Source organism: Sulfurifustis variabilis, assembly GCF_002355415.1.
In the GTDB taxonomy this organism is placed as follows: domain Bacteria; phylum Pseudomonadota; class Gammaproteobacteria; order Acidiferrobacterales; family Sulfurifustaceae; genus Sulfurifustis; species Sulfurifustis variabilis.
The window spans coordinates 2,393,360-2,410,135 of record NZ_AP014936.1; the positions used below are offsets into that span (position 1 = coordinate 2,393,360).

19 protein-coding genes are annotated in these 16,776 nt (G+C 69.0%); 4 read left to right on the plus strand and 15 right to left on the minus strand.

The features are described 5' to 3' along the window. Positions 1 to 60: 60 nt before the first annotated feature. The 13 genes from SVA_RS11440 to SVA_RS11500 all read right to left on the minus strand — a co-directional run bounded on the left by SVA_RS11440 (position 61) and on the right by SVA_RS11500 (position 10,253). Positions 61 to 489 (minus strand): molybdenum cofactor biosynthesis protein MoaE, encoded by a 429-nt coding sequence (locus tag SVA_RS11440; RefSeq protein ID WP_096461348.1) that lies wholly within the window; start codon positions 487 to 489, stop codon positions 61 to 63. Between the two features lie 2 nt (positions 490 to 491). Then, on the minus strand, positions 492 to 728 hold the full coding sequence (locus SVA_RS11445) for a MoaD/ThiS family protein (RefSeq protein WP_096461349.1): 237 nt from the start codon (positions 726 to 728) through the stop codon (positions 492 to 494). A gap of 40 nt (positions 729 to 768) precedes the next feature. Beyond that, positions 769 to 1,293 carry a superoxide dismutase family protein gene (sodC, locus tag SVA_RS11450; protein ID WP_197703176.1) on the minus strand — a complete coding sequence of 175 codons (525 nt, stop codon included), beginning with the start codon at positions 1,291 to 1,293 and terminating at the stop codon, positions 769 to 771. A gap of 30 nt (positions 1,294 to 1,323) precedes the next feature. Next, positions 1,324 to 2,418 (minus strand): formate dehydrogenase subunit gamma, encoded by a 1,095-nt coding sequence (locus SVA_RS11455; protein ID WP_096461350.1) that lies wholly within the window; start codon positions 2,416 to 2,418, stop codon positions 1,324 to 1,326. Positions 2,419 to 2,433: 15 nt separating this feature from the next. Continuing rightward, positions 2,434 to 2,625, minus strand: coding sequence for a hypothetical protein (locus SVA_RS11460; RefSeq protein ID WP_096461351.1), 192 nt, complete (start codon positions 2,623 to 2,625; stop codon positions 2,434 to 2,436). A gap of 20 nt (positions 2,626 to 2,645) precedes the next feature. Continuing rightward, positions 2,646 to 2,840, minus strand: coding sequence for a hypothetical protein (locus SVA_RS11465; RefSeq protein ID WP_096461352.1), 195 nt, complete (start codon positions 2,838 to 2,840; stop codon positions 2,646 to 2,648). Positions 2,841 to 2,859: 19 nt separating this feature from the next. Then, positions 2,860 to 3,444, minus strand: coding sequence for a formate dehydrogenase FDH3 subunit beta (gene fdh3B / locus SVA_RS11470; protein WP_096461353.1), 585 nt, complete (start codon positions 3,442 to 3,444; stop codon positions 2,860 to 2,862). A 13-nt stretch (positions 3,445 to 3,457) separates the two neighbouring features. After that, positions 3,458 to 6,463, minus strand: coding sequence for a formate dehydrogenase subunit alpha (locus SVA_RS11475; RefSeq protein ID WP_096461354.1), 3,006 nt, complete (start codon positions 6,461 to 6,463; stop codon positions 3,458 to 3,460). Positions 6,464 to 6,502: 39 nt separating this feature from the next. Further along, entirely contained in the window at positions 6,503 to 6,718 is a 216-nt protein-coding gene (locus SVA_RS11480) for a twin-arginine translocation signal domain-containing protein (protein ID WP_096461355.1), read from the minus strand. A gap of 44 nt (positions 6,719 to 6,762) precedes the next feature. Then, positions 6,763 to 7,377, minus strand: coding sequence for a TorD/DmsD family molecular chaperone (locus tag SVA_RS11485; protein WP_197703177.1), 615 nt, complete (start codon positions 7,375 to 7,377; stop codon positions 6,763 to 6,765). 155 nt (positions 7,378 to 7,532) lie between these two features. Next, a complete protein-coding gene (locus SVA_RS11490; RefSeq protein ID WP_096461357.1) occupies positions 7,533 to 9,209 on the minus strand; it encodes a 4Fe-4S binding protein in 1,677 nt (558 codons plus the stop codon). Beyond that, positions 9,202 to 9,753 (minus strand): DUF3306 domain-containing protein, encoded by a 552-nt coding sequence (locus tag SVA_RS11495; RefSeq protein WP_096461358.1) that lies wholly within the window; start codon positions 9,751 to 9,753, stop codon positions 9,202 to 9,204. Before SVA_RS11495 ends, SVA_RS11490 begins: the two co-directional genes overlap by 8 nt. 2 nt (positions 9,754 to 9,755) lie before the next feature. Further along, the gene (locus SVA_RS11500) at positions 9,756 to 10,253 is read right to left on the minus strand and encodes a DUF3305 domain-containing protein (protein ID WP_096461359.1); all 498 of its coding nucleotides are present in this window, start codon (positions 10,251 to 10,253) and stop codon (positions 9,756 to 9,758) included. 223 nt (positions 10,254 to 10,476) lie between these two features. Here SVA_RS11500 and moaA point away from each other — a divergent pair, with 223 nt between their 5' ends. The 4 genes from moaA to SVA_RS11520 all read left to right on the plus strand — a co-directional run bounded on the left by moaA (position 10,477) and on the right by SVA_RS11520 (position 14,538). Continuing rightward, positions 10,477 to 11,487 carry a GTP 3',8-cyclase MoaA gene (gene moaA, locus SVA_RS11505; protein WP_096462928.1) on the plus strand — a complete coding sequence of 337 codons (1,011 nt, stop codon included), beginning with the start codon at positions 10,477 to 10,479 and terminating at the stop codon, positions 11,485 to 11,487. A gap of 3 nt (positions 11,488 to 11,490) precedes the next feature. Further along, positions 11,491 to 12,354: a formate dehydrogenase accessory sulfurtransferase FdhD gene (locus SVA_RS11510; RefSeq protein WP_096461360.1), complete on the plus strand. Its 864-nt coding sequence runs from the start codon at positions 11,491 to 11,493 to the stop codon at positions 12,352 to 12,354. Beyond that, complete coding sequence (locus SVA_RS11515; protein ID WP_096461361.1) at positions 12,351 to 13,277, plus strand: helix-turn-helix transcriptional regulator; 927 nt, start codon at positions 12,351 to 12,353, stop codon at positions 13,275 to 13,277. The genes SVA_RS11510 and SVA_RS11515 overlap by 4 nt, the downstream gene beginning before the upstream one ends. Before the next feature lie 130 nt (positions 13,278 to 13,407). Continuing rightward, positions 13,408 to 14,538 carry a nucleoside hydrolase gene (locus SVA_RS11520; protein WP_096461362.1) on the plus strand — a complete coding sequence of 377 codons (1,131 nt, stop codon included), beginning with the start codon at positions 13,408 to 13,410 and terminating at the stop codon, positions 14,536 to 14,538. Here SVA_RS11520 and SVA_RS11525 read toward each other — a convergent pair. Continuing rightward, positions 14,502 to 14,711, minus strand: coding sequence for a DUF6494 family protein (locus SVA_RS11525; protein WP_096462929.1), 210 nt, complete (start codon positions 14,709 to 14,711; stop codon positions 14,502 to 14,504). The genes SVA_RS11520 and SVA_RS11525 overlap by 37 nt on opposite strands. Continuing rightward, a complete protein-coding gene (locus tag SVA_RS11530) occupies positions 14,704 to 16,773 on the minus strand; it encodes an ATP-binding protein (RefSeq protein ID WP_096461363.1) in 2,070 nt (689 codons plus the stop codon). The genes SVA_RS11525 and SVA_RS11530 overlap by 8 nt, the downstream gene beginning before the upstream one ends. Positions 16,774 to 16,776: the final 3 nt, after the last annotated feature.

Genomic DNA, 16,776 nt, shown 5'->3' on the forward strand with positions numbered 1-16,776 from the left:
ATTGACGACGCGCACAACGCGCGCACTTCAATTCAACATTCAAGACTCGGCACTAAGCATTCACGTGTTGTGCTCCACCCAGCGGGCGCGGTCGGCGAGCTGTTCCTTCTTCCAGAACGGCGCGCGCGTCTTGAGCTCTTCGATCAGGTGACGGCAGGCGGCGAACGCGGCGGCGCGATGCGCCGACCACGCGGCGACGAGGACGATGGGTTCGCCGGGGCGGATCGCGCCGACGCGGTGAACGATGAGCGCATCGAGGAGGGGCCAGCTCGCCGTCGCCTCGGCCACGATGGTCTCGAGGTGTTTCTCGGTCATGCCCGGGTAGTGCTCGAGGGTCATGGCCGTCACTCCGGCATCCTCGTTGAAGTCACGCATCGTGCCGACGAAGCAGGCCGTCGCGCCGTAGGCGCCCTCGGGGGCGAGCGTACGTTCGTGGCGCGCAAGCTCCGACCAGGGATCGAACGCGGCCTCGCGGATCTCGACCGGCATGGCTAGCCCCCCGTCACCGGGGGGAAGAATGCCACCTCGTCGCCCTCGTGGACCTCGCGGTCGAGGCTCGCGTACTCCATGTTGATCGCGACGAGCGTGTTGTCGGGTAGCGGCTGGCCGCCGGCCGCGCGCGCCCAGACGTCGGCGGCCGTGCGGACTCCGGAATCGCGGGCGATCTCGTCGCCGGCGCGGCCAAGGCGTTCACGCAGGGAGGCGAAGTAACGTACCCGGATGGACATGCACTCTATGATATGCCGTCCCGCCGGGCGGCGCAGCCGCTCAGCCGGCGACGCCGCACGCAATCCGGCCCCCGCCGCCGCCGAGCGGCTTCGGCTGGTCGGAATAGTTGTCGCCGCCTTCGTGGATCATGAGCGAACGGCCGCGCAGGTCCGCGACCTTGAGACGCGGCGCCGTCAGCTGGCCTTTGGCCTCGCCCTTGTCGCCGACCCTGAGCGCCGGCAGATCGCCGGCGTGCCCCTGACCCTTCGGCCCTTCGTGCTTGCCGGTCTTCTTCGGATCGTAGTGCCCGCCGGCCGCGAGGCCCGCCTGGCGCTTGCCGTCCTTTTCGCCCGGACCGCAGTCGGGTTTCTCGTGCACGTGGAACCCGTGCTCGCCGGGGGGCAGGCCGGTGAGGTTCGGACGAATCACCAGACCGTCCTTTCCGTCCTCGAGCTGGACGCTTCCGATGGACTTGCCCTGACCCTTCTCGTCGATGAGGGTCATCTTCACGGTTATCTGATCGGCGAACGCGCTCGAGGCGAGCAACGAGAGCGCGATGATCGCGCCGTTCCTGGCGACACCCATGGCAACCTCCTTGTTCTTGCTTGACCGGAGTCAGGTACCCGGCACCCGTGGCCGCGTCGGGCCCCGCCCGGGCTCGCCGGCCGGCATGTCCTCCTCCGCGATGCCCCGCCGCCGGAGCTCCTCGTACCACAGATCGTGGTGCTCCTGCGCCCACTCCGCGGTGACGTTGCCCTGCGTCATGGCCTGGAGCGTGCCCGGAACGCCGACGGTGCCGAGGTAGATGTGACCGAGGATCAGCGCGATCCAGATGATGGCGGCGACGCCGTGGATCACGTTCGATATCTGCATCGTCTGCCGGCTCCAGCCGACGTTCGGGAAGTCCATGATGAGCCCGGTGATCGCCACCAGCGTCCCGAGCACGACCAACCCCATCCAGAAGGTCAGTATCTTCTCGCCGGCGTTGATGCGGTGCGCGGGCGGATGATGCGCCGTGCGCCAGAGGTAACCGCCGCCGTTCTTGAGCCACGTCCAGTCGTAGTCGTGCAGGATGTTGTACTTCAGCCAGACGACGATCTCGAGGAGCATGCCGACGAGGAAGAACGGCCCGAGATAGTTGTGCAGCCCGATCGACAGCGAGGCCCAGGCCGAGAAGCCGTTGAGCCCGATGACCGGGATGAGCACGGCCCGGCCGAAGAGCAGACTCAGGCCCGTGATCGCGAGGACGATGAAGAGGACGGCGGTGTACCAGTGCAGTACCCGTTCGGCCAGGGTCCAGCGCGGCACCACGCGTCCGGTCGGCCGGCGCGTGAGCTCGTTCGGGCCGTGCAGGATGTGGTACGCGCCGATCGCGAGGATCACGAGGGCGAGCACCCAGGGCAGGACGCTCGCCACCGGCCCGTTGCGGATCTGGCGCCAGTTCTGTCCGCCGTTCTGGATCAGCGTGTTGGTCGTGTAAGGCCCGGAGGCCGCAGTGTAGCCTTCGCCGCCGCCGCGCACCGCGCGCCAGTAGTTCGCACGCGGGTTCGTCTGCTCCTCGGTCGCCGACGACGCCGCGACGACAGTCGCATCGCCCACGTACGCGATGAAGGGAAGGCTCAGGGCGGCGACGAGTACGGTCGCGAGTCCCCATCCCAGGCACCGGCGCCGGATGGACCGCGCCCGCACACGATCGTTCTGCTTAGCCATGCCGCTGTCTCCGTGCTAATGATCCGACTGCGTGACCTGCAACCGGTCGCGCAGATCGTCTCCGCGATCGGCGGCGGTCGGTGAATGCCACTCCTGCTTCGCCTGCGTGTGCCCGACGGGTTGACCTTCCTCCCAACCGCATCCGGCCACGCCGAGCGCGAAGGCCACCACGAACGCCGCCCCAGCCGACCATACGCCTCGCCGCATCTCCTCCTCCTGGCCGAACGCTAGCGGTCCGTCTGCACCTGGTTGAACCGCGATATCAGCGCCTCCTGGTGTTTGGGGTCGCTCTGCTTCTGCACGAGCGGGTCCTTCGGGCCCTTGTAGACTCCCGGCTTGTGCACGGTAACGTCCGGGGACTCGTAGCACCCGGCGGCCACGGCCGCGGCGAGCGCGGCGAATCCCCAGGCAATCATGCGCATGATGCTTCTCCTTTCGGCTTCAGCCCTTGTAGGCCGTCTCCCAGCCCCATGTCTGCGGGCGGCCGCCGCGCTTGAGCACGCGCTTGCGGTAGATGTCGGCCACCACGTCGCCGTCGCCGGCGATGAGCGCCTTCGTGGCGCACATCTCGGCGCACAGCGGCAGCTTGCCTTCGGCCACGCGGTTGCGCCCGTACTTCTTGAACTCCTCGGCCGTGCCGTCCGCCTCGGGGCCGCCCGCGCAGAAGGTGCACTTGTCCATCTTGCCGCGCACGCCGAAGGCCGAGGCCTGCGGGTACTGCGGCGCGCCGAACGGGCAGGCATAGAAGCAGTAGCCGCAGCCGATGCAGAGGTCCTTGTTGTGCAGCACGATGCCGTCGGACGTCGTGTAGAAGCAGTCGACGGGGCAGACGGCCGCGCACGGCGCGTCCGTGCAGTGCATGCAGGCGACCGAGATCGACTTTTCGCCCGGCACGCCGTCGTCGAGCGTCACCACCCGGCGGCGGTTCACGCCCCAGGGCACCTCGTGCTCGTTCTTGCAGGCCGTGACGCAACCGTTGCACTCGATGCAGCGCTCGGCGTCGCAAAGGAATTTCATTCTCGCCATGGCTTCTCTCCTCTTACGCCGGCCGCACGCGGCACAGGGTGGTCTTGGTTTCCTGCATCGCCGTCACCGCGTCGTACCCGTAGGTCGTCACCGTGTTCACGGCCTCGCCGAGCACGTACGGATCGGCTCCGGGCGGATACTTGGCGCGCAGGTCCTGCCCCTGGAAGTGACCGCCGAAGTGGAACGGGCACCAGACGGTGCCGGCTCCGACACGGCGCGTGACGAGTGCCTTGACCCGGATCTTCGCCCCCTCCGGGCTTTCGACCCAGACCATCTGGCCGTGGCGGATCCCCGCGTTGTTCGCGTCGGTCGGGTTGATCTCGGCGAACATGTCCTGCTGGAGCTCCGCGAGCCACGGGTTCGACCGGGTCTCGTCGCCGCCGCCCTCGTACTCGGTGAGCCGCCCGCTGGTGAGCACCAGCGGGAACTCCTTCGAATAGTCCTTCGCCTGGATCGAGGCGTAGCGCGTGGGCAGGCGGTAGAGGACCTTCTTGTCGGGATAGGTCGGGAACTTCTGCACCAGGTCGTGGCGCGGCGTGTAGAGCGGCTCGCGGTGCACCGGCACCGGGTCGGGCATCTCCCACACCTTGGCGCGCGCCCGGCCGTTGCCGAACGGCGCGCAGCCGTGGCTAATCGCGACGCGGATGATTCCCCCGGACAGGTCGGTCTTCCAGTTCACGCCGTTGAGCTTCTCCTCCATGTCCTTGCCGAGGTCGAGCTTCTTGCGGCTGTGCGACTGCGGGCTCTGCACGGCCTTGTCGGGTTCGTCGCCCTTGGCGAGGTTGATGCCGGCGACGCGATAGATGACGTCGAGCTCCTTGTCCGTGAGGTCCTTGTCCCAACCGAGCTTGCGCAAGAGGCCGAACGTGAACTCCGGGTGGCCCTCCTTGATCTCGGCGCCCACCGGATGGCTGCCCTCGCCCGCGAGCATGCTGACCCCGTCCTTCTCGACACCCCAGTTCGCCCGGAAGTTGAGACCGCCCTCCTTCACCGGCTTGCTGGTGTCGTAGAGCAGCGGCGTGCCCGGGTGCTTGAGATCGGCCGTGCCCCAGCACGGCCACGGCAGCCCGTAGTACTCGCCGTTGCACGGTCCGCCCTCGGCGCGCGTCGTCGTGGTGTTGAAGGTGCCCCAGTTCTGCTGGTGCAGCTTCAAACGCTCGGGGCTCTGGCCGGTGTAGCCGATGGTCCACGCGCCGCGGTTGATCTCGCGCAGCGTGTCCTCCAGGTTCGGCTGGTTGTTCTCGACCCGGATGTGCTTGAACATCTCCTTCTCGAAGCCGAGCTTCTTCGCCAGCAGGTACATGATCTCTTCGTCGGTCTTCGACTCGAAGAGCGGGTCGATCACCTTGTCGCGCCACTGGAGCGCGCGGTTCGACGCGGTCACCGAGCCGTAGGTCTCGAAGCAGGTCGTCGCCGGCAGCAGCCACACGTTGTCCGTGCGGTCGTGCATGACGGCGGACACCGTCGGATACGGATCGACGATGACGAGCGCGTCGAGCTTTTCGAACGCCTTCTTCAGGTTCGGTCCGCGGCTCTGGCTGTTCGGCGCATGGCCCCAGAAGAGCACCATCTTGATCGGGGACCGCTGGGTGATGTTCTTCGGGTCCTCGAGCACCGCGTCGTGCCAGCGCGATACCGTGACCCCGACCATGTTCATCGGCTTCACCTTGCCGCCCTTGCCGTCGTCGTACTCGGTCTGGTCGAAACGGTTCTTGAGCCAGTCGAAGTCCACGTCCCAGACGCGCGCCCAGTGCTTCCACGCGCCCTCGGCCAGGCCGTAATAGCCCGGCAGTGTGTGGCTGTTCGGACCGACGTCGGTCGCGCCCTGCACGTTGTCGTGGCCGCGGTAGATGTTGGAGCCGCCGCCCGAGCGCCCGGTGTTGCCGAGCGCGAGCTGCAGGGTGTTGTAGGAGCGCACGTTCGCGGTCCCGTGGTGATGCTGCGTCCCGCCCATGCACCACACGAGCGTGCCCGGACGGTTCTTGGCCATCATCTCGGCGACCTTGTAGATGAGCTCCTTGGGCGTGCCGGTCACGTCGCTCACCACGTCCGGCGTGTAGTTCTTCACGATCGAGCGGACTTCGTCGAAGCCGTACACGCGACTCCGAATGAACTCCTTGTCCTCCCAGCCGTTTTCCAGGATGTGCCACAGCACTCCCCAGATGAAGGCGGTGTCCGTGCCCGAGCGGATGCGCACGTACAGGTCGGCGTGTGCCGCCGTGCGGGTGAAGCGCGGCTCGGCGACGATGATCTTCGCCCCGTTCTCCTTGCCGCGCAGGATATGCTGCATGGCGACCGGGTGCGCCTCGGCCGCGTTGCTGCCGATGAACAGCATCAGCTTGCAGTTGTGCTGGTCGTTATAGGAGTTGGTCATCGCGCCGTACCCGTACTGAGCCGCCGTGCCGGCGACCGTCGTCGAGTGGCAGATGCGCGCCTGGTGGTCCTGGTTGTTCGATCCCCAGAACCGGAAGAATTTGGTCTGCAGGTACGACTGCTCGTTGTTGTGCTTGGAGCCGCCGGTCATGAAGATCGAGTCCGGCCCGAACTCCTTGCGCAGCGCGAGCATCTTGTCGCCCACCTCGTTGATCGCCTGGTCCCAGGAGATCCGCTGCCACTTGCCGCCGACGAGTTTCATCGGGTACTTCAGCCGCCGCTCGCCGTGGCCGTGCTCGCGCACCGACGCGCCCTTCGCGCAGTGCGCGCCCAGGTTGAACGGGTGGTCGAAGGCCGGCTCCTGGCCGGTCCACACGCCGTTCTGCACCTCGGCGATGATCCCGCAGCCGACCGAGCAGTGGCCGCAGATCGTGCGCACGGTCTTCACCGGCGCCTTGGGATCGATCTCGGCCGCCGGCTTCGCGCTGGCCTTCTTCATGAAGGACATCGGCAGCGACGCGGCAAGCGCGGTGCCCCCGAGCACGAGGCCCGAGCGGCGCAGGAAGGTGCGCCGGTCCATCGTGGACGCGGCGAGCGCGAGACCCGCGATCGACGGGGCCTGGGGCTGCTTCTTGATGAGCTTCATCGTTCGTCTCCTCTATCCGATACCAGCGGCGTCCGCACGCTACAGGGCCGCGGTCCGGTAGTACTCGCGGATGTGGTCCGTCTCGTGGTAGCCCTTCGGCCGCGCCGGCTCCGCCGCCGCCTTCGGCGGCTCGGTGTCCGTCGCGGCGAGCGCACCGCCCGATACGGCGGCGACGGCCGCGGCGCCGCCGCCGAGCGCCACCTGCTTCAGGAACTCCCGCCGGCCGTTCGGTTCGTCGTGCTGCTGCTCTGTCATGGCTTTCTCCTCTCGACCCCTTTATGCGTCGTCCGCCCGCGCGGCTATACCGCCATCGCGAAATACGCCCGCTCGAGCTTCATGAACTGCTCGCCGAGCAGGCCCACGGCGCGGTAGAACCGCGCCGACCGGGCCTGCGCGAGATCGTTGAAAAACCGGCCCATCCACGGCGCCACGTGCTTTTCGTGGAACTCCCGCTGCGCCTCGAACGGAACGTCCTCGCCGGCGATCAGGAGGCTCATCGTCTCGCACAGTGCCGCGACGTGATCCTCCGGCTCGCGCACGTTCTCGTCGCGCTCGAAGCCGAGCCGCGCGAGATCGGTCCGCAGCTCCGCGAGCGGGCGCTCCATGAGAAAACCGGTGAGGTACCAGGAGCCGTACGGCACGAGCTCGCCGCGCCCGATCCCGATGAAGAGCTCCTGGTACTCGTCGGCGACCTCCTCGGCGCGCGCGTCGTGCGCGGCCTGCCTGAGCAGGTCCCAGACGGGGGCCATCTGCGTGCCCGTCGCGCCGCCGGTATCGAGCGTGCGCAGCAGGAGCAGCATGCGCTCGTCGGCCGGGCGGCCGAGCAGCGCGGCGATCAGGGAATACACGTCGGCGCGCGCCCGCTCCTCTTCGCCGCGTGCCGGCTGCGCGAACGCCGTGGTCTCGGTGGCCATCAATGCGGCGGAGTCCATGTGCGCGACGACGGGAGCAATATCCGAGCCAGGCGCATCGGGAAGCGCAGGGAAAAAACGGGTAGCAGAGCGACAGTAACGGCGCCTGCGGCGATTCGGTCGGGGACAAAATGTCGCAGCGCGGTCACGCTGTCCTCCTACATGGGGAAACCCTGGCCCGGGCGCTTCGCCTCGAGCTCGAACATGTCGCGTACCCGGCAGTCGCCGCACATCTGCAATCGCCGGAGGGCCTCCGGCTTCTGGAACATCCAATGGCCTCCGAGCTTCTCGCTCATGCGGTCCATCATCTTCCGGGTGGCGAACGGCTTCCCGCAGCGCACGCAATGAAACGGTACTTCCTCGTTCAGCACGCGGCTTTGGCGTCGGGCGGAAGGGTCATAGAGATAGCGCGCCTGCAACGTGATGGCGTCCTCGGGGCACGCTTTTTCGCAGAGCCCGCACTGCACGCAGTTCGCCTCGATGAAGTTGAGCTGCGGGAGATCCGTCCCGTCGGCCAGCGCGTGCGAGGGGCAGACGCCGACGCAGCTCATGCAGAGGGTGCACTTCTCCCGGTCGACCCGTATCTCGCCGAACGGCGCGCCGTCCGGCAGCGCCGCCTCGGCGCGCGGCGCCGGCGCGTACTGATACAGGTGCTCCACGGCGAGCCGCAGCATCGTGCGCTTCTCGTCGACGCCGGCGTACGTCGCCGGCGGGTAGTCCGCCGCCCCGCCGGCGTCGTCCGTCTGTCCGAGCGCGCGGGACAGATCTCCGTCCAGAAGACGCAAGCGCCCGCCGTCGTGCCCCATGCCCGCGAGGATCGCGCGGGCGTACGAGAGTTGCGCTTCGATTTCCTCGCGCACCGGCCCGGGCACGTGTTGCGTCGCATAGAGCCACACCTCGCTCGCGCCGAAGGCGAGCAGCGAGAGCCAGACGTCCATGCCGACGGAGCCCTGCTCGGCGATCTCGATCGGAATCACGCGCTCGGGAAGCGGCGCCGGCAGATCCGCCAGCGCCTCGCGCCCGTGCTCGGCGTCGTGGAACACCACGATCGCCCCTTCGCCCCCGGCCGCGCGGTACGCCTTGAGCAAGGCGCCGAGCTTGTCGATGCTGTCGCCCGGGCGAGGGTAGGCATAGGTGATCGCCCCCGTCGGGCAGGCCGTCGCGCACGCGCCGGCGCCCTGGCAAAGATAAGGATCGACCGCGATTTCGTCGCCCATCGAGATGATGGCCCAGGTCGGACAGGCATCGATGCAGCGGGTGCAGCCCGAAAGCCCGCTGCGTCCATGCGCGCAGATCGACGGGTCGTACTGGAAGAACTTGGCTTTCTCGAACTCGCCGACCATCTCCGGCAACTCCGCGAGGGCGCGTTCGAGCGCTTCGGGTTCCGAAGGCGCGTAATAGCCGAACGGCGGCAGGGGCGCGCCGATGTGCGCCGGCCGGCACAGGTCCAGCACGAGATCGAAGTGTGTGCGTGGTCCGCCCAGTTTCCTGAGCAGGTTCTCGCCGCCGAGGGGCGGCCTCGCCGCGACGATCACGTTGAACTGCCCGAGATGTCCGCTCACCTGCAAAGGCTTCTCGCGAACGACGGTAACGCCCTCCGGCCCGTTGCCCTGCGCATCGTCCGTGACCACCACCGTGCACTCCAGCGCCGGCGCAAGCCGCTCGGCCGCGGCCAGCGCTTCCCTGCCGGGACCGAGGATGACGAGCGCCCCCTTCGAGGCGTAGGCGACGAGCGACGTCGCGCGCGCTTCCGTTCGCGCCGCCGCCTCGAGGGCCGCCGCCCGCGCTCGCCCGTTGGCGGTGATCCGGGTCAGTTGCATCGCCGTCTCATGCATCGCTCTCTCCCCTCTCGACCTTCGTTCCCGCTGCTTCGGCACCGGGCGCCGGCGGCACCGTCTCCCCGGTGCCTGCGGCGCCCGCGGCCGGCGGCTCGTCCGCGCGCGCCTCACTCCCCAGCGCGGCGAGCCTCTTTTTCGCCTCGCGCTCCATTTCCTCGCGCATGTCGTGCGTGACGATCGAGCCGAGCGGAGTGGTGTGGGCGCAATCGTAGTACTCGCCGTCGAGCGGACAACGGGTGTTGAACTGCGGCGCGCGGAACAGCACGCGCAATGCTTTCCGGCGCAGCGCCTCGCTCACGCCCGGCGACATGAAGCCGCTGAAGTCGGACTCCGGCGTCAGGCTCTCGATCGGGGGCATGTCGGCGTCGGTGAGCACCGGTGCCGCGGGCGGTTCCGGCCCGGCGACGCCCTCCGGCGAAACCGGCTCGGTGGCCGTCGTCGCGTCCTCGGAAGCGGCCCGCTTGCGGCGGGACCAGCGTCGCAGGAACGGTTCGTCGCCCGACGGCGCCACGCGCTCTTCTTCGGGGGTGCTCGCGCCCATGCTCAGCCGGCCTCGCGTTCGCGCGGATCCCGCTTGCGCCTGAGCGGTTTCTCCTCGGGCGTGTAATGCTCGAGGACGTAGGCCTCCACCCAGACGTAGATCTCGGGCGGGATCGGCACGGCGTGGACCTCGTACTCCGCCTCGCGGTAGGACATGGCATCGATGTAATCCACCGTGGCCACCCGCGGAATCAGGTCACCCGCCTCGTCGCGCTCGCACACGACGAGCACGCTCGGGGACTGCGCCACCAGGTTGAAGTAATAGGCGTCGGCGTCCGTGTCGTTGAGGCGGATGGAAAAGCCGGCCCACAGGTATTGTTCGCCGTCCGGACCCGAGCGGATGAGGCGGCGACCGGCTTCGCCCGCCCCGACCTCGCCGGGGACCACGCCGACCACCCGCCAGCGCTCGGTGATCCAGCGGTTGTCCGCAACCGGTTCACGGGCCGTCACCACCGCGACAGGAAAACTCCGCTCGTCCGACACGCTCCGGTCCCAGGTCACCCGCGCTCCCCCACCGCAAGTTGTGTACCACCCGGCGTGACGCGAGGAACGCGAGGATTACGGGGAAATTAAGACAAAGCCCGGTAAAGGCGTGGTCAAAAATTACGCAGGCGGTCCCGGGTTGCGTCGTTTTGATACAGCTTCCTTATGCGGCCTTCGAAATTACGCGCTTCCCAGCGTTCCGTACGCAGGGTATGTTTTTTGCTCGCCACGCCCCATGCCCATGACTGCCGCCGCGCCGCCGCACGCACCGCTGATCGACCGCTTCGGTCGACACGTGACCTACGTCCGCCTGTCGGTGACCGACCGGTGCGACCTGCGCTGCGTGTACTGCATGAGCGAGGACATGACGTTCCTGCCGCGGGCGCAGGTGCTGACCCTCGAAGAACTGGCCTTCGTCGCCCGGGCCTTCACGGAGCTGGGCGTGACGAAGATCCGGGTGACCGGGGGCGAGCCGCTGGTGCGCCGCAACGTGCTCTGGCTGCTCGGCGAGATCGGGCGGCTGCCGGCATTGCACGAGCTCGTGCTCACGACCAACGGCACCCAGCTCGAGCAGATGGCGCGGCCGCTGCGTGCGGCGGGCGTCAAGCGCATCAATATCAGTCTGGACAGCCTGGACCCCGCGCGCTTCCGGCGCATCACGCGCGTGGGTGAGCTCGCCAAGGTGCTGCGCGGCATCGAGGCCGCGCTCGCGGCGGGGTTCGAGCGGGTAAAGCTGAACGCCGTGATCCTGAAGAACCGCAACCACGACGAGGTGTGCGACCTCGTGGCCTTCGCCGTCCGGCGCGGCATCGACATCAGCTTCATCGAGGAGATGCCGCTCGGCGTGATCGGCGACCACGACCGGGCGGAGGCGTATTACTCGAGCGACCAGATCAAGCACGATCTGGAAGCGCGCTACGACCTCATCCCCACCACCGAAAGCACCGGCGGCCCGGCGCGCTATTACCGGATCGGCGGCACCGGCTCCAGGGTCGGCTTCATCTCGCCGCACAGCCACAACTTCTGCGGGAGCTGCAACCGCGTGCGCGTGACGACCGAGGGCCGCCTGCTCCTGTGCCTCGGGCAGGAGCACTCGGCGGATCTGCGGGCCGTCGTGCGCGCTCATCCGGGCGACATCGAGCGGTTGAAGCACGCGATCGTCGCCTCGATGGCGATCAAGCCCAAGGGCCACGATTTCAATCTCGGCGCCCGGCCGGTGATCCTGCGCCACATGAACGTGACCGGAGGCTGACGCATGCCGGGCGCGCCCCACCGGCCGCGTATGACGCAGGCGGGACGCTCGCCCACCCATCCGGTGTGCGCGACCGACGAGCACGGCGAGGTGCGCGAGCTCCGGATCGCCGGCGAGTTTCCCCTCACGCTCAAGGTGGACGGCCGCGAGGTCGTCACCCTCATGACGCTCGGCACGCACCCCGAGGAGCTCGCGCTCGGGTACCTGCGCAACCAGCGCCTGATCGAGGAGATCGAGCAGATCCGCTCGGTCGACGTCGACTGGGATCGCGGGGTCGTTCACGTCGAGACCTTCCGCGGCGACGGCGTGATCGACTGGGAGAGCAAGCTGGCCCATCGCACCGTCACCACCGGCTGCGGCCAGGGCACCGTCTTCAGCTGCACGCTCGACAAGCTCTACGACGCGCGCCTGCCGGCCGTGAGCGTGCGGCAGTCGCTCGTCTACCGGCTGCTGCGCGAGCTCGCCGGCGACAACGCCGTCTACCGCCAAGCGGGCGCCGTGCACGGCTGCGCGCTCTGCCGCGAGACGGAGGTGCTGGTCTTCGTCGAGGACGTAGGCCGGCACAACGCGGCCGACGCGATCGCGGGCCGGATGTGGCTCGACCGCATCGAGGGCGGGGACAAGATCTTCTACACCACCGGGCGGCTCACCTCCGAGATCGTGATGAAGGCCGCGCACATGGGCATCCCGGTGCTGCTCTCGCGCTCCGGCATCACGCACATGGGGCTGGAGCTCGCGAAGGACCTCGGCATCCTCATGATCGCCCGCGCCAAGGGCGAGCATTTCCTCGTGTACCACGGCGCCGAGCGCGTCATCTACGACGCCCGCCCCGCACGCCGGCCGGTCGCCCGCGCCGAAGCCGGATGAACCTGCCCTCCGAAACCGAACCGCTCGCCGACCGCGCCGCCTCCGCGCCGCGCTTCATGAGCGTGCGCCAGGTGGCCGAGTACCTCGACCTGCACGAGAAGAAGGTCTATGCCCTCGCCGCCGACGGCCTGATCCCGGCGACCAAGGTCACCGGCAAGTGGCTCTTCCCGCGCGATCTCGTCGATCAGTGGCTGCGCGAGACGAGCCACGGCGGCATCCTCACCGACCGCCTCATCGTCGCCGGAAGCGACGATCCCCTGCTCTACCGCGCCGTGATGCAGCTCGCCAACGAGATCCAGGCACGCGCGCTCGTGAGCTACGCGACGACCGGCACGCAACTGGGGCTCGCGCTCCTCGCCCGGCGTCGCGCGGACGTCTGCGCCATCCACTGGGGCCCGGCCGAGGAGAGCGCGCAGCGCCATGCCGCGATGATCCGCGTCTATCCCCAGCACCGGGACTGGACGCTGCTGCGCGCCTTTCACCGGGAACAGGGTCTGCTCGTCGCGCCCGGCCGGCTGGCCGAGCTGGACGAGCTGCTGCACGGCGACGACCGCTGGGCGATGCGCCAGGAAGGCGCGGGCTCCCAGCGGTTCCTGCGCGACACCCTCGCCCGCCACAGGGTCGATCCCTCGCGCCTGCGCGTGACCGCCCGCGCCTATTCCGAGCGCGAGGCCGCGGCCCTCATCGCCATGGACCACGCCGACGTCGCCCCCGGTGCGCGTCCCGCCGCCGCCGAGTTCGGCCTCGAGTTCGTTCCCATCGGATGGGAGGCCTACGATCTCGTCCTCACCCGCGGCATCTACTTCCGCACCCTGTTTCAGAAGCTGCTCGACGCCCTGCGCGGCGCCGAATGCCAGCGCTGGGCGCAGCTGCTCGGGGGCTACGACTTCAGGGAGTGCGGGAAGGTCGTCGAGACGGATTGATCTCGACGGCCGGCCCCACCGGCGCCTGGTGGCGCGCCGGCGCTCCGTTCTAATATCGTCCCGTTGCTTCCGCGTTTCCGACCCGCATGACCCTGTGGGCGAATGATCCGTTGACCTCCGCGTCTCGCGCATGAGCCGGGCAAGGCCGGTTCTGTGGCGCGCTCTCTCGGGGCTCGCCTGGACGCTTGCCGCCCTGGCGGCGCTGCTGCTCGCCAGCTTCGCCGTTCCCTTGCCCGAATGGCGCACCGGCAGAGCCGCCGTCGCGCCCCTCGACCTGACGCACGGCGGGCCCGCCGTCGACATGCCGGATCGGATATGGATCGATACCGATGCGGCCTGCGGCCACGGCGAGACGACGGACCCCGACGACTGTTTCGCCATTCTGTCACTGGCCCGGAGCACCGCCGTGCGCGTCGTCGGTATCTCGACGGTTCACGGCAATGCGCCGCTGCAGGTGACCGATGCGACGACGCGCGAGCTCGCGGCACGCCTCGCGGCGCCCGGATCGAAAGGCGCGCCCGTATTTCGGGGCTCGGCGCGTCCCCTTGGCGACGGGCCGGTTTCCCCTGCGCCGGCTCATGCCGCGCTGCGCGACGCGCTTCGACGGGGGCCGCTGACGCTGGTGAGTCTCGGCCCGCTCACGAACGTGGCCGCGGCGCTGATCGACGAACCCGCGCTGCGCGCGAACGTGGCGCGGGTGGTCGCCGTGATGGGCCGACGCCCCGGTCATCTGTTCCATCCGGCCGAGGGCAAGGGATCGAACGGGCTGCTCTTCGGGCACGGGCCCGTCTTCAGCGACTTCAACTTCGAGAAGGATCGCGCGGCCGCGGCGGCGCTCCTGGGGATGGGCCTGCCGATCACGCTCGTGCCCTACGACGCCGCGCGCGCCGCGACAGTCACGGCCGCGGATCTCGCCCGGATGAGGCAGGAGGGAGGCGCGGCCGCGTGGGTCGCGGCGCGCGCCCGCGACTGGCTGCGCTTCTGGAACGAGCGCGTCGGTCTGGACGGTTTCTATCCCTTTGATCTAATGGCCGCGGCCTACGTCCTCGACCCCGGCCGCTTCGATTGCGCGCGAACGGTGGCGTGGATCGCCAACGACGACAGGCTGTGGAAGTGGTTCTACAACCCCGAATCCCTGCTCGTCGGTCCTCCCTCGGAGAAGCCGGCGCGCGTCGCCGCACACGGCCGGTTGATCTACTGCCCGCGGACCGACCTGACCGTCGCTCACTCTCCCAGCTCGATCTCTCCGCTGACCGAGTAGGAGAGCGCCGCTCCCGGCAGCGAGAGGTCCATCCGCACCGGCAGCGTCTCGTTCCCCTTCAACCGGCCCGCCGCCACCGCCTCCCGCACGGCCCGTTCTATCTCCCGCTGGGAAGTGATCCCGACCTTCTTCAGGAACTTCCGGATCTCGAGGTTCAACCGCTCCTCATCCAGCGACGTTTTCCCGTTCACGGTTCTCCTCCTGCCCGTTCGCGCCGAGGCGCTCCAACGCGACGGCCGGCCAGGCGTCGGCGGCCGCCTGCGGGACGCAAAGCAGCCACACGTTGAAGACGCTCCCTCGTCCGACTTTGGACTTCACGGTAATGTTACCCCCGTAGCGTCGCACCAGCGCATAGCTGACCCACAGGCCGAGGCCCGTGCCTCGACGCGGGTCCGTGGTGTAGAAGGGATCGAAAAGCCGCGTCAGGCGATCGGGTGGAATTCCCTCGCCGTTGTCGCGGACGCGCAGCACCACGCCGCGGCGCTCCCAGTCCGTGGTCTCGACGTGCACGATGCCTCCTTCGGGCACCGCGTTGACCGCGTTCAAAAGCAGGTTGACCAGCACCTGCTCGATCTCGTAGAGGTTGATCCGCACCGGCCGGCTCGCCCCGAAGCGGGTCCGCAGCACGACCGCCTTCTTCCGGAACGCGTGGCTCACGAGCGGCAGCACCTCCTCCACCGCCCGGTTCACGTCCACCTCGGTGGTGACGCCCGGCTCGGGCGCGGGGCGCGCGAACTGGAGCAGTCCCGTGACGATCCGGCGGATGCGCTCCACCTGCTGCTCGATCAGCTCGATCTCCGGTGCCACGGGCCGCGCCGCCTCGCCGAGCTCGCTCACGAGGAGCTCGAGGTTTCCGAGGATCACCGCGGCCGGGTTGTTGATCTCGTGCGCGATGCCCGCCGCCAGCACGCCGAGCGCCGACAGCTTCTCGGCCACGACGAGCTGCTCGCGCGTCTGCTCGAGCAGGCGGATCGTGCGCTCGAGGTCGGCGTTCTTCTGGGCCAGCTCGGCGGTGCGCTCGTCGACCTTGGCCTCCAGCGTCTCGGCCGCCTGCCGCAGCTCCTGGTTTCGGCGGGCCAGCTGATCGAGCATCACGTCGAACTGGCGCGCAAGCTCGCCGATCTCGTCCTGTCGCCCGATCGCGCCGATGCGCCGCTCCTCGCCGGCCTGGTTCGCCCGGACGACGGCGGTCATCTCCTCGATCGGACGGAACACCGAGCGCGCGCCGCGGAACGCGATCCAGGCGGCCAGCACGGTCGCCGCCAGGAAGATGCCGAGCAGCCACGCCACCATCCAGTAGTGGCGCTCGCGGAAAACCCGTTCGGGAAAGCCGACGTGCAGCATCCCGACGCGCTGGGCGTTGACGTCGAAGAGCGGTGCGTAAGCGGAGATGTACAGGCGGCCGTCGAGCCGTTCGAGCCCCGCCCAGGTCTCGCCGCCCTCGAGGACGCGACGGCGCTGCTCGGGTCGCGCCCTCTCCCCGACCTTCCCGCCGCCCGCGCTCGCGGCCGCGCGCACGCCGTCGATCAGGATCGCGGCGATCGACTCGCTCGCCCCCATCCGCTCGACGCGGAAAACGCGCTCCCGCACGAGCTCCACCAGATCCTGGTTGTGGTTGAGCAGCACCGCGCCGTCCAGAATCGCCGTGACCTTCCCGCTGGCGTCGCTCACCGGGCGCACGATCCGCAGCATCAGGGCACGCACCTCGATGCCCCCCTCGCCGTGGATGCTTGCGCGATCGGGCAGGAGCGGATCCTCGCGCATCAGGTCGTCGAAGCGGAACAGCTCCAGCGCGGCCCCGGCCAGCCCGCGCGCGGCGCGGTCCGTGAGCGGACTCGGTTTGCTGGTGACGGGCACGCGGGTGTCTTCGTGCAGCCATTCCCCGGTGATCCCCGTCAGATGCAGGAAGCTGAATCCGCTCTCCTGCCTGAGGCGCTCGAGCAGGCGCCGTATCGTGCCGCTGTCCGAGCGGGCCAACGCCCGGCGGAACTCCGCCGACGCAGCCAGCTGCGCGAGCCGGGACTGGTACTCCTGCTCCGATTCCCGCAGGGCGCTGCGCGCGAGCGCGAGGTTGTCGCGGGCGTTATCCCGGAGCAGGTCGAGGGTGAAGGCGTTGAACCAGTAGAGGGCGTAACCCAGCGTCGCGACCATCGTGAGGAGCAGCGGCAGCACGACCAGCGCGAGCAGCTTGTAGCGCAACCCGGAGCGGATACGTTCGCGCCAGGCGGTGAGCACGGC